Annotated in this window: 13 protein-coding genes; 4 read left to right on the top strand and 9 right to left on the bottom strand. The window is 41.6% G+C overall.

Going from position 1 to position 12280, the window contains the following annotated elements; translation table 11 throughout:
- Positions 1-58: 58 nt before the first annotated feature.
- A complete protein-coding gene (locus ACYH0L_RS14590; protein ID WP_099727100.1) occupies positions 59-766 on the bottom strand; it encodes a response regulator in 708 nt (235 codons plus the stop codon).
- Positions 759-2357 carry a malate sensor histidine kinase MalK gene (gene malK, locus ACYH0L_RS14585; RefSeq protein ID WP_482354128.1) on the bottom strand — a complete coding sequence of 533 codons (1599 nt, stop codon included), beginning with the start codon at positions 2355-2357 and terminating at the stop codon, positions 759-761. The genes ACYH0L_RS14590 and malK overlap by 8 nt, the downstream gene beginning before the upstream one ends.
- A 185-nt stretch (positions 2358-2542) precedes the next feature.
- Here malK and ACYH0L_RS14580 point away from each other — a divergent pair, with 185 nt between their 5' ends.
- Positions 2543-3100, top strand: coding sequence for a YufK family protein (locus ACYH0L_RS14580; protein ID WP_099727102.1), 558 nt, complete (start codon positions 2543-2545; stop codon positions 3098-3100).
- 244 nt (positions 3101-3344) lie between these two features.
- Here ACYH0L_RS14580 and ACYH0L_RS14575 read toward each other — a convergent pair whose 3' ends face one another.
- From ACYH0L_RS14575 to ACYH0L_RS14565, 3 genes are all read right to left on the bottom strand, one after another.
- Positions 3345-3755: a thiol-disulfide oxidoreductase DCC family protein gene (locus ACYH0L_RS14575; RefSeq protein WP_099727103.1), complete on the bottom strand. Its 411-nt coding sequence runs from the start codon at positions 3753-3755 to the stop codon at positions 3345-3347.
- An 18-nt stretch (positions 3756-3773) separates the two neighbouring features.
- Positions 3774-5675 carry a transglycosylase domain-containing protein gene (locus ACYH0L_RS14570; protein WP_482354127.1) on the bottom strand — a complete coding sequence of 634 codons (1902 nt, stop codon included), beginning with the start codon at positions 5673-5675 and terminating at the stop codon, positions 3774-3776.
- Positions 5676-5783: 108 nt separating this feature from the next.
- Complete coding sequence (locus ACYH0L_RS14565) at positions 5784-6962, bottom strand: MFS transporter (protein ID WP_305881450.1); 1179 nt, start codon at positions 6960-6962, stop codon at positions 5784-5786.
- 218 nt (positions 6963-7180) lie between these two features.
- Here ACYH0L_RS14565 and kapD point away from each other — a divergent pair, with 218 nt between their 5' ends.
- Positions 7181-7798: a 3'-5' exonuclease KapD gene (kapD, locus tag ACYH0L_RS14560; protein WP_099727106.1), complete on the top strand. Its 618-nt coding sequence runs from the start codon at positions 7181-7183 to the stop codon at positions 7796-7798.
- On the opposite strand, the gene kapB is transcribed toward kapD, so the two are convergent.
- Positions 7795-8187, bottom strand: a complete 393-nt coding sequence (kapB, locus tag ACYH0L_RS14555) for a kinase-associated lipoprotein KapB (RefSeq protein WP_230030816.1) — start codon at positions 8185-8187, stop codon at positions 7795-7797. The two genes, kapD and kapB, sit on opposite strands and share 4 nt — an antisense overlap.
- 90 nt (positions 8188-8277) lie before the next feature.
- Between kapB and ACYH0L_RS14550 the strand changes: the two genes are divergently transcribed.
- Positions 8278-8457: a hypothetical protein gene (locus tag ACYH0L_RS14550; RefSeq protein ID WP_034317217.1), complete on the top strand. Its 180-nt coding sequence runs from the start codon at positions 8278-8280 to the stop codon at positions 8455-8457.
- On the opposite strand, the gene ACYH0L_RS14545 is transcribed toward ACYH0L_RS14550, so the two are convergent.
- Positions 8458-9750 carry an ATP-binding protein gene (locus tag ACYH0L_RS14545; protein ID WP_482354126.1) on the bottom strand — a complete coding sequence of 431 codons (1293 nt, stop codon included), beginning with the start codon at positions 9748-9750 and terminating at the stop codon, positions 8458-8460.
- A 131-nt stretch (positions 9751-9881) separates the two neighbouring features.
- A complete protein-coding gene (locus ACYH0L_RS14540) occupies positions 9882-11057 on the bottom strand; it encodes a MalY/PatB family protein (RefSeq protein WP_256498978.1) in 1176 nt (391 codons plus the stop codon).
- Positions 11058-11140: 83 nt separating this feature from the next.
- On the opposite strand from ACYH0L_RS14540, the gene ACYH0L_RS14535 reads away from it, so the two are divergent.
- On the top strand, positions 11141-11401 hold the full coding sequence (locus ACYH0L_RS14535; RefSeq protein ID WP_099727110.1) for a DUF1871 family protein: 261 nt from the start codon (positions 11141-11143) through the stop codon (positions 11399-11401).
- Here ACYH0L_RS14535 and ACYH0L_RS14530 read toward each other — a convergent pair.
- Complete coding sequence (locus ACYH0L_RS14530; protein WP_099727111.1) at positions 11398-12222, bottom strand: alpha/beta fold hydrolase; 825 nt, start codon at positions 12220-12222, stop codon at positions 11398-11400. The genes ACYH0L_RS14535 and ACYH0L_RS14530 overlap by 4 nt on opposite strands.
- Between the last annotated feature and the right edge of the window lie 58 nt (positions 12223-12280).

Genomic DNA, 12280 nt, shown 5'->3' with positions numbered 1-12280 from the left:
TGTTACATCGCATGCCATAAAAAACATCTGGCCTTTGTGAAAGGTCAGATGCGTCAAATTATAGATATTGCTGGATTAAATTCATATTGCTTGTATTGAGTTTATATTGGAAAACAGGACGTCCAATTGTCCCATATGCCATTTCCACATCAACTACTTCGATGTCCTCAAGGAATTTCAAGTATTTTCTAATAGAGACTTGAGAGATTTCTGTATGATTGGCTAGGTCTTCGGTCGTGAAAGCCTGCTGACCAAATGATTGAATGCTTGTCCAGATAAGTTTGAGGGTGCTTTTGGTCAGGCCTTTTGGCAGAAGGACTTTTTCCGCCTCTGCTTTTTTATGAAAGAGCTTCGCATCTAAATCATTTTGCGAGATGCTGTTCATCGATTGGTACAAGGCGTGTTTTCTTTTATACTCTGCTAAAGCTGATTGGAATCGTTCGAATTCAAAGGGCTTGATTAAATAATCAACGGCTCCGTTTCGCATCGTTTGCTGCACAACGTCGACTTCATTCGCAGCAGAAATGACGATGACATCAACGGAATGATTTTGCTGACGAATTTCTGATAATAGCGCCAGCCCATTTTGTCCAGGCATATAAATATCGAGCAGTACAAGATGAATGACTTCTGTTTTTAAACATTCTAGTGCCTTCTGAAAGGAGGTGGCGATTCCCTTTAACTCAAAGCCATCTATTTGGCTCAAGTAGCGTTTGTTTAGCTCCCCAACCATTGGATCATCTTCTACTATTAACACATTAATCATGTGAATCCTCCTTTTGTTTATACGGAATGCGGAGACTAAAGGTCGTTCCTTCTCCTTTTTCACTCGTGACAATCATATGTCCGTTCAATTTTTTGATGCTTTGGTCAACGAAGTAGAGACCGAATCCTCTGTCTCCTCCTTTTGTTGAAAAGCCTTGATCAAACATGATGTTCTGTTCTTCTTTTGTCAGACCGACACCTGTGTCCGTGATTTCAATATGAAGCTGCTCCTGGACGTATCGGAATGAGATCGAGATATTTCTGATTTCTGTATGAGAAACAGCATCGAGTGCGTTATTTAACAAGTTGCCGATAACGGTAATGAGATCATGCGTCACTGCTGGGTCCTCTGTGTTTGGGACTTGTGTGCTGCAAATGACTTCTAAGGTAGCGCCTTGTTCCCTGATGTAGCTTTGTTTTCCTAGTAAAAATCCTGCTAAGACAGAGTTTTTCACATGGTTGATGATTTCATTTGTTTCTGTTTGCTGATAAATCGCTATATCTTTGATATAGGTGCCAAGGTCCTCGTAATTTTTGAGCTGGACCAATCCTAAAATCACATGAAGCTTGTTCATAAATTCGTGTGACTGGGCACGAAGGGCATTGGCATACATCTTGACGCCGCTTAGCTGCTCAGCGAGGTGTTTGACTTCTGTTTTGTCACGGAAGGTAGCTATCGCCCCAACAATCTCACCTTTTACCGTAATCGGCACCTCGTTAAAGACAAGTTCCAGTCCATTCATTCTCACGTCACGATCAAGCAGAGGCTTGCGTGTTTCAATCACTTGCTTTAAGCCGCTTGAAGGGAGGAGAGTCTGAACATCTTGTTCTCTAGGATCAACTTGAATGCCCATATTATGAAAGAGGCGTTTGGCTTCTAGATTGGCGAGCTTAATCTTACCGTGCTGATCAACGGCAAGAATGCCTTCTTTTGTTGATTCTAGCATGGCGCTTCGTTCTTTTAATAATGTGGCGATCTCATCCGGCTCCAGCCCAAACATAATCTTCTTCACTTTTCGCGCAACAATGAGTGCACCGATAATGCCAGACAGAAGGCTAAGTGATGTGACGAAGTAGAGCGGAAGTAAGCTTTGATGAATAATCAAATCAATTTCCTTTAACGTAATCCCTACTGCTACAGCCCCGAGCTGCTTTCCGTTTTGATCATAAACAGGAACAAAAGCACGCATGGATCTGCCTAGTGTTCCAGAAGCCGTACTAATATGTTCTTTACCGTGTAATGCCGGTTTTTCATCACCGCCAGCAAACGGCTTCCCGATCTTTTGCGGATTCGGATGTGTTTTGCGGATGCCGTTCATATCCATGACGACAACAAATTCAGTTTTGGTGATTCGCTGAACACTTGTTGTATATTCACGCAGTGCTGAGTATGAATGGTTTTCTAATGATTCCGCCGTGATCGGTGCCTCTGCGACCATTTTGGCAGTGGAGAGGGCAATGTCACGTTCCTGCTGATGAATGTTCTTGGCTGTTTCCGACCATATCGTAAAGAATGTGATACAAAGGGAGATCAGGACAACGATACAGACAAAGATCGTCAGCCGTGTTTGCAGTCTTAAAGTTTTTTTCACGAGTATACCCCTAACTCACGATTTTTTCGTAATAGTAATACTTTAACGGGAAAATGTAAGTTTGTGAAGGAATGTACGTGCAAAATCACAAATTTGATGCTGTTCCCATTTTACGTTGAAAGTATCTTGTCAATCCGTTTTAAGTGAGCCATAATAAATGTGAGCTTATGAGAAAGGAACTATTTATGAAAAATACATATTTGACTGGATATTTTCCGCTGATTTCTATTTTACTATTCAGCTCTGCTTTTTCGATTTTTACAGTAGGCATCATCACTGATTTCTTGACTCAGGCAGGTATTTTAAAAGGAATGCTGGAGTTCTTTTCAGAACAGGGCATCCGTCTTGCTCTTTTTGCCGCATGTGCACTTATTTATTTTATGATCTTATCTGCCTTAAAACTGATTGCAGATACGGTTTTAGAGCTGGCGCTACTTTTTTTCGCAAAGGACCCTGAAGGGGAGAACTTAAAGAAAATTCGGATTGCATCCGTTGTTTATTTGTTTGCCAGCTTACTTGCCTTTCTGTTGACGCAGCAGCTGATTCTGCTTGTGGGACTTTTTGTTTTAGCAAGTCTTGTTTATTTTATCTGGGTTATTGTACGCATTTATCAATCGCTCTCTATGCTGAATTTAATTGGATTTATGATGTTTATTTTGCTATTTTGGGCCACGTTTTTGATCGGCATTTTGTACTTATTTATTAAGCTTTATAACAGTGTGATGGCGAGTCTGCCTGCTTAAACAGACGAAAGAAAGCATCCTCCGATGATGGAGGATGCTCAGCGTGTAGACAACCCCTCGCATTCGGTGTCAGTCCTGCGTGCCGGTGCCCACGAATGTCAAATTCGCTCCGCTCCGGTACTCGTCCTTCCTAGACTTCAAGGGTTTTCTATCACGCTGAAAAGAAGACAAAGGGCTAAAATAAAGATCATTTTAGCCCTTTGTCAACAATCTGAGCATCCTCTGATGATGGAGGGTGCTTTTTTTATGAAAGAAATCGTTTTTGAATATCGGGTGTAGGCATCATACAGGATGTTTTTTGACCAAACCATTTGTAGCGGTTTTTCGCGATCAGTTGATAAAACCAATCGCGGATTGGACGCGGAATGGCGAGGAGCAAATAGCTCCACCGGTATATTCCTGTTAGATGCCGTGCAGCTTTTAAAATGCCTGTCGACTTCATATAAAGAGTGCCTTCTTCAATATAAATGAATGAATTGAACTCATCTAAAGGCAAACCATGTTCTTGTAAAATTCGCTGCCCTGTATCTGATTGTAATGAAGCAAACATCATCCGCTCATTCGGATCACGCTTAATCACAAACTGAACAGCGCCGCTGCACACGTTGCAGACACCGTCAAATAAAATTAAATGGGGTGGATGTGTTGAATGCATCGCAATCAAACCTCCTGTTTATCTGGCGTATTGCATCGTATTTTTCCAAATACGTAAGTGCGGGCTTGAGCTATAAATGGATTCAACCGTTCCTCTATCTCTTCCGACCCATACACCCATTGTGTATTGATCGGTCAGCCCAACAAACCAAATGTCTTTGTAGTCATTGGATGTCCCCGTTTTACCACCGATGTATGGGGAATTGAAATTCGCTTTTTTTCCTGTTCCACTTTGCACAACGGAGGTAAGCAGTTTGCGCATCGTTTCATTTGTACGCTGAGAATACACTTGCTTCGGCGATTCCTTCCACTTGTAAAGGGTTTTGCCGTTTAAGTCTGTCACCTTTGTGATTGAATGACTTTGCGTGTAGGCACCTTGATTGCCAAAGACGGTATACGCATCCGTTATTTCTAGCGGTGAGAAGCCTTTCGTAAATCCTCCAAGTGCAGAAGGAAGACGATAATCATCCGCTACAATATGTTCGAATGAGAATTTCTCTAAATAGCTGAAGCCTTTTTTGACACCGACTGTATCCAGCATTCGGATTGCAGGGGTATTGTAAGAATTCTTAAAGGCTGTTTCAAGTGTGACCGTTCCATACGTTTTATGATTATAGTTCTGCGGACAGTATCCGCTGCTGCAAAACTTGCCGGCACTGATGGTGCTTGAAGCCGTTGCCCCGGTTTGATCAATATAAGGGCCATAGTCTAAAAGCGGCTTAATCGCAGAACCGGGCTGTCTTTGCGCTTGATAGGCGTAGTTGAAATCAAACTTTTTGTAGTTTTTCCCGCCAGCAAGTGCAACAATTTGATGGGTTTCATGGTTAATGACTGCTGATCCGCCTTCCACACCTTGATAAGGCAATTGAGTATTGAGCTGATAGACTGCTCTTTGCTGTAAGGAAGGATCAAGTGCTGTATAAATCTTCACGCCATCCTGGAGCAGGGCACTGACCTTTTCAGATAATTCTTTTTGAATGGCTTTTTTCGCTCCTGCTGTTTTGGCCTTCTTCAATCGTTTTGTAAAGCCTTCCTGATCAGACACAAGATCGGTAAATTCCTCATTGGCATATGTCACATAGTCAGGGTAAAGATTTTTCTTTTCACTTAAGGACAAGCTGATTTTTTCTTTGACGGCTTTTTTGTATTGCTTCTTGGTGATGACGCCATCTTTCTTCAAAATACCGAGCAGCCGTTCTTGGCGTTTCTTTGTGTGTTTGAATTGTTTCAATGGGTCATACAGCGTTGGGTTGTTTGGAATAGCAGAGATAAATGCCATCTGTGCCAGCGACAAAGAACTAAGCGGCTTATCAAAATAGTAATTAGCCGCAGAACCCACACCGTAAACACCGTTACTGAAATAAATCGTATTTAAATAGCTTTCGAGAATTTCATCTTTAGTGAATTTACGCTCTAGTTCATAGGAATAGAGCAGCTCTGTAAACTTTCGGCTGAACGAACGTTCATGGCTTAAATATAAGTTGCGGGATAACTGCTGTGTGATGGTGCTGGCTCCTTGGCTAATGCCTTGGTTTTTGACATTTGCGGCAAGGGCGCGAACAACTCCCATAAAGTCAATGCCTTTATGGTCATAAAAGTTGCGGTCCTCTGAGCGGAGGAACAGCTCCTTCACAGGATCAGGGATTTTATCGTATTTCACGAAAACGCGGTTCTCATCGTTCGATACGATCTCGGAGATAAGAGAACCATCCCGATCATACATATAACTGTTTTGGGAAAAATCTATCTTTTCCAGCTTGATTTTTTGATCAAGCACTTTGTTAACAGGCTTTACACTTGCAGCTTCTTCCTTTGATAGATAAAAAGTCAGAACAAATAGTGGGATGAGGGCAGCAAGTAATAACCAACCAATGATTGCACGAAACATGAGGTCACTCACTTTCTTCAGATTTCTAGCCATATCGTACCATTCTTTTGCGAATACGAGAAGGTTATTTTTAGAAAAGAACGGGCGTGAAGTCTAGTAGAGAAGGCATCTAGACATGAAAAAAGAGTATCTGATGATGGATCAGACACTCCTTTCTTTTGCCTTTGAGTGTGAGCGAACCCCCCATAAAAATAACGCGCCAAAAAGAAAAATGACGGCGGTCACATAAAAGACAGCTGGAATCCCGTAATGGCTCGCTACAATGCCGCCAATGACTGGACCGACAACATTCCCGAGAAATCGGAAACTGACATTGTATCCGAGCACTTCCCCTTGCATGGAGGCAGGTGCTTTGATTCGAATATACGCCGTCGTACACGGAATAATCCCGCCTAGTGCCATCCCGTATAGAAAACGGAAAATGACTAACATCACGTAGGAGTCCGCCATTGCTTGCGGGATGAATAAAATAGAGGAGAGGATGAGAAGGGCAAGCAGCACCTTATCGTGTCCGATTCGATCTCCAAGATCTCCCCATTTTCGCGTAAACAGCAAATTTCCAAGTCCTGTTGCAGAAAACGCCAGTCCCGCATAAAAGGCGAGATTGACTGGGCCGTGCAAATCATGAATGTATAAAGCTAAAAGTGGCTGGATACTAAAGTTCCCCACTTGCGTAATAAACGTTAAAAGCATCGTGACCACAAGCAAAGGCTGTTTGAAAATATGAACGATGACATCTTTTCGTGAGTAAGAAACGCGCTTTGCTTCTTTTGACCGAATCGGCTGTTCCTTCACACCGAAGATAATGACAATAGCAGACACATAAATGACAGCGGCTGTTAAGAAAAACGTATAAATGAAGCCAACGCTGTCTGCCATGAGTCCGCCCATTAATGGACCGAACAATCCTCCGGCGACATTACTCATCTGCATGGTTCCTAATGTTTTACCGGCAGTTGCCTTTTCAGTCTGAGCAGAAATCAGCGCCATTGAAGTAGAGATAAAGCCTGTTACAAGCCCCATGAAGAGCCGCAGTGCGAATAGCTGATAAACGGTTTGAACAAGCCCCATTAATAGAATACTTGTGGCAATCCCAATGCCGTTAATCAGCAAAATCTTTTTATAGCCGTGCCTGTCACCAATCCGTCCCCAAATTGGAGAAATCAGAAAGGCCGTTAAAAACGTGACCCCAAAGACATAGCCGCTCCATCTTTGGACAAATTCATTCGAATAGCTGCTATCAAGAGATTCTATGTAAAGTGATAAAAAAGGGACGATCATTGTAATGCTGGCAGATACAAAAAAGTTCACAAACCACATGATGTACAAGTTTTTTTTCCTGTTTGTGATAGAGACCACCTTCTTTATTTATTTCGTGTTCCTTAATAATTATAAAGGAAAATAAACGATCTTTCATCTGATGAATAGGTTGGGCATAGTGAATCTGCATTATTTTCAAGAAAATGAAGTGATTTCAAGATCCGTCTTAATATAATGATATCAGGATGAAAAACAGACGAGAAAGTGGGGTGAGACTGGTGGAACAGAAGACGCTGCTTGTGGTCGATTTTGAATTTACGATGCCTGATGGGAAATATCATCCACAAAATTTTTTCCCTGAAATTATTGAAGCTGGGGTAGTGAAAGCAACAAGTGAAACGATCATAGACACCTTCTCAAGCTACGTCAAACCGAAAAAGTTCCCGAAGCTGACAAAGCGTTGTAAAACTTTTCTCGGAATTACGCAGCAGGATGTAGAGAGCGGGATTTCATTTGAGGCGTTTATCGAGAAGCTCGTGTCACTTGATGGGGGCGAAGACTGTGAAATTATCACGTGGGGAAATATGGACATGAAGGTATTGAAGCAAAACTGTATGCTCAATCACATTGCCTTTCCTTTTAAAGGAAAGCTGCGGGACCTCGCTTTTGAATATAAAACCTTTTTTGGTGATAGAACACTTACAGGGCTGCGAAAAGCGGCAAAGGAGTACGGCAGTGAAGGAGCTGGTAAGCATCATAAAGCACTCGATGATGCCATGACCACTTATCAGCTGTTAACCCTTTTTGAAAAAGACAGAGCCTATGTGGAAAATCCGCAAACAACCAAAATTGGTGAACTCATCGATTTCTCTCACTTTTTTGATTCGACTGATTAGCGGGCGTCTTCTGGAAAATAATCTTTTTCAAGAGAAGATAGGCACGCTCTTGATTTTTCAGCCCATTTGGAATCATCCGCACTAAGCGCTTTTTTCAATTTGTCTACGGCTTCTTTCAGTGACGATTGATAATCGGGTATGTCGCCATCGTAAGGCTTCACCATATGATGAGGGATATTCGTCTGTTCTCTATGGGCCAAAGCTCGCCTCTCCTGAAAAAAAGGCACGTCTGCTTCTTTAGGATGATGCAGGTCGCCTTGAGTGGGATGTGTCAGAACCGCTTTTACTTGCACGAGATAGGTCGATGGTTTAACTGCGGTCACTTCCCCAACGTAAACACCTGTTTTGTAAAAACCTTTCACAACTTGTCCAATTTGAATGTCTGTCATGTGAAATTCCTCCATTTCCTTCTCGCGGGAAGGTATTTCATTTCTTTTAGCCAATATAGTGAAGTAAACGAGCAAAAGGAGGAATGGCGAATGATGTCGTTCATCGCACTCTTTCTACTGTATTTTCCTGAAGATAAAAGGGAGTACATCCCAGCGGCAATCACTACGGTGCTTTTCTTTATTGCTGCATTTATTTGCTTTCGTCTGATCGTTCGTGCGTCTAAGAAGCAGGAGCAGATAGACGAAAAAAGGACAAAAAAAATGGATTGATCATTTTCTCCTTGTGTCTTCAGGAAACTTCACGGTGACTGTTGTACCAGACTGCAGCGAGCTTTTGAAACGAATGGTTCCATGGTGATTTTCTATGATAGAAAAAGTCACTGTCAGCCCAAGTCCAGTCCCTTTATTTTTCAAGGTGTAATATGGTTCGCCAAGCTTTTTCATTTGGCTTTCTGTCATGCCTACACCGTTATCAACGAAATAAAGGCATATTTTATGATTTTCTTTTGAAGCAAAAAGTTCAATTTTCCCTTCGTGATCGGGGGCTGCTTCAATCGCATTTTTGATTAAATTAATCATGACTTGCTTGATCTTCGTTTCATCACCTTGAATGTATAAGTCTGGTTCAATGGATTGATGAATCGTGACCGATTTAAAATTCGCATAGGATGTCATCAGTGATGCACATTCCTCAAGTAATTTAGACAGATTGAGAGATTCAATTTGATAATAGTTTTGTTTTGCAATATCAAGATAACTCGTGATAATGTCCTGCGCGCGATCTAACTCGGACAGAACGAGGTTTTTATAATCTTTATTGGTCGACGGTTCTTTTGCATTGTCGCTAGAAAAAAGCAATTGAATAAACCCTCTCACAACTGTAAGCGGATTGCGTACTTCATGGGCGACACTTGCAGCGAGTTCACTTACAATGGTCAGCTTTTCTGACTGGACGAGCTGTGTTCTCATTTGCGCATTTTCTTTGACGAATTCAATGGAATAGATACTTAACACAAGAAAGAATATGTAGTAAAGAGTTGAGAAAAATAACTCAAGGAACTTTTGCTGCATAATAAAAGCTGGGCTGTATTCCATTAAGCTGACCACAAACAGTCCAATGTAAATGAAGATTCCTTTGGACAGACCAATGAGTACTCCGTATAACAGCTTTTTCATTTTCGAATATTGACGCCATTTCCGGTAGAACAGGAAAGGGATGAAAAAGTAAATCGGTACAACGATGAGTCCAACCCATAAGAAAGAGCCATACATCACGAATTTGACAATGGAGCTAAACAAGATAGCGACGATTCCAGCAGTGTACCCTCCGTATAAAATGGCAAGTACAAGGGGAATCGATTGAAGCCCAGTCTGCAAATCTAAAATCGAACCAACTGGATACATAATACATAGTGCTGAAGAGATGGATGCAAATATTGTGATGAGCAGTTTATTCCTTTTTGGGAAATGAGCAGGGGTCCGGCTTAGCCATAGCGCATGATATAAAAAGATTGGAAATAGAATAAAAGATACATGGAGCAGAAAATCCTTGAACATTTCCATTTAAATGCTCTCCTCGTAAATAATTGTAATTCCTCTCATTATATCATTTCATGTACAAAGTAGATATGATAAAAGGAGGGTTTTTTTCTTTAAAAAGAACACCCGCTAGGATGTTCTTTTGATAACTGGTCTTATGTGGTTGATAGAGTGAACGCTTGATGAAGGCGTTTTAAACCCTCTTTCACCGTTAGAGCAGGACAGCCGAGATTCATCCGAATAAAGCCGTCTCCTTCATGCCCATACACGTGTCCAAGCTCTAGTATGACTTTCCCCTTTTTTAGCAAATTCCGTTTCAATTCCGCTTGAGTCAATTGATAATCACGAATGTCCAGCCACAATAAATAAGAAGCATCTGGTTTCATATAACGCATATTCGGAAGATGTTCGTCAATATAGTCCATCGCAATCTTCATATTGTTTTCGAGATAAAGAACAAGTGAATCAAGCCATTCATCTCCAAGACGATATGCCGCTTCCATCGCAGGAATGGCAAATGCATTCAGTTTGGCCAGCCCGTTTCTTTGTAATTCATTGGTGAAAAGGGTTCTTTTTTCTTCATCAGAAATGATAATGGCAGATGCCTGAAGCCCAGCTAAATTAAATGTTTTACTCGGCGCAATACAGGTCACTGTGATATTTGCTATGTTGTCAGAAAGACTAGCGAAAGGCACATGCGGCTTCCCGGAAAGCATCAGATCAGAATGAATCTCATCTGAAACGACTGTGACACCATGCTGCACACATAAGTCTCCCACTCGTTTTAATTCGTCTTTTGACCACGCTCTCCCAGAAGGATTATGCGGATGACAAAGGAACATCAGCTTCGCTTGTGGTCTACTTAGTTTTTTCTCTAAATCATCAAAATCCATCATGTAGCGGTTGTTTTCTATTTTTAAAGGATTGGTTGAGACAGTACGTCCATTTCTTTCAATCATTTGATAAAAAGGCGTATACACTGGAGACTGAATGACCACTTCATCATTCGGTGCTGTAAAGGCTTGGACAGCAAAACTAAGTGCCGTCACGATACCTGGTGTGAAGGTGACAGCATCTGTCTGAATCGTCCATCCATGTCTTCTTTTGAGCCAGTCAGCTACTGCCTGCTGCGTATCCTGATCCTGAAATGCATAGCCAAATACGCCGTGATCTAATCGTTCTTTTAATGCATCAAGGACGACCTGGGGCGCTTTAAAATCCATATCTGCCACCCACATCGGCAGTGCATCTGTTGTGAGGAACAAAGACTCTGCTTGATCCCATTTCACTGATTTTGAACCTTTACGTATGATCTGTTCGTCGAAATTCATGAAAACCACCTCTAGCCGTTTTTCAACCATTGTTGGTTGTGCTAAAATAAACATCACAAAATTTATTATAAGCGGTGATACCCATGAAAGATAGTCAAGCTGTAGAAGAGATGATTCAATTCATTAAGGCATGGGACCCTTTTCATTATGGAGAGGACTTTTATGAAACGGAGCCTGCTGACGTCATCAGTGCATTATACGACGCAGAGAACCCGTTATCTTTAGCAAAAGAGATTCAAGCCATTTACCACCACTCATTTGAGCAGCTTCTTCCGATAGAGAGCTGTCAAGATATAGCGAATCAGCTTTTTGTCATAAGAGACAGCAGCTTCTGCTCACGCTAAGACAGGCTGAAATTGCCGATTTGATCAGACACAAAGACCGGATTTTCCTCAGGAATGAGGTGCCCGGTTTTTTTTAATGCATGTAAGGTCGAGTGCGGCAAATCTTTGTGCAGTCTTTCGCCTACTTGAATGGGAACGATCCGATCCTCCTTGCCCCAAATGAGCAGCACGGGTGTCTCCATTTTCTTTAGGACATCTGACGTCAAATCACCTTCTCGGTGCCGTACCAAACGTAAAAGACCTCTAAAAATTTTATCATCAGAAAAAGGCTTTAAATATCCGTCCACCATCTCTTGATCAATAATCGAATGATCATGCACAACAGCGGTTAAATTTTTCATAATGCCTTGCTTTAAAAGCTGTCTTTTTAGAAATAGATAAAAATAAGGAATATAAGTGCTGTAAACAAGCGATCTTTTGGACTTATTCAAATACCCTGAGCTGCATAAAAGTACCGCCTTTTCAAATAGGTCTGGGCGTTCAGAGGCAGCGTATAAGGCAATTTGTCCGCCCATTGAATGACCGACTAGAATCGCATGCTGAATCTGCAAGTAACCGGCTAGTTCAATAATGATTTTGCCCATGTTGCGATAGCTGTAGATAAAGGTATTCGACTTCTCGGACTGCCCAAATGGAGGCAGATCGATCGCAATTAAATTGAAATCTTGTTTCAGAAGCGGGATGAGCTTTCGATAGCTGAAAGTAGAAGAGAAGAGACCGTGAATTAAGATCAATGTCTTCTTTCCCACATTTGGATAGTGTTCGTAATAGATATCTAAACCGAATTTACTTTTCATATAAGCTGGCTGTACAATGTCCACACTCATCACTCCGTTACTTGATACTCACTCTCTGTTAGGTGACTGTATTGTACCCTAA

The organism is Bacillus sp. MC1252 (assembly GCF_056838025.1).
This window is presented reverse-complemented; position numbering and strand designations above follow the sequence as displayed.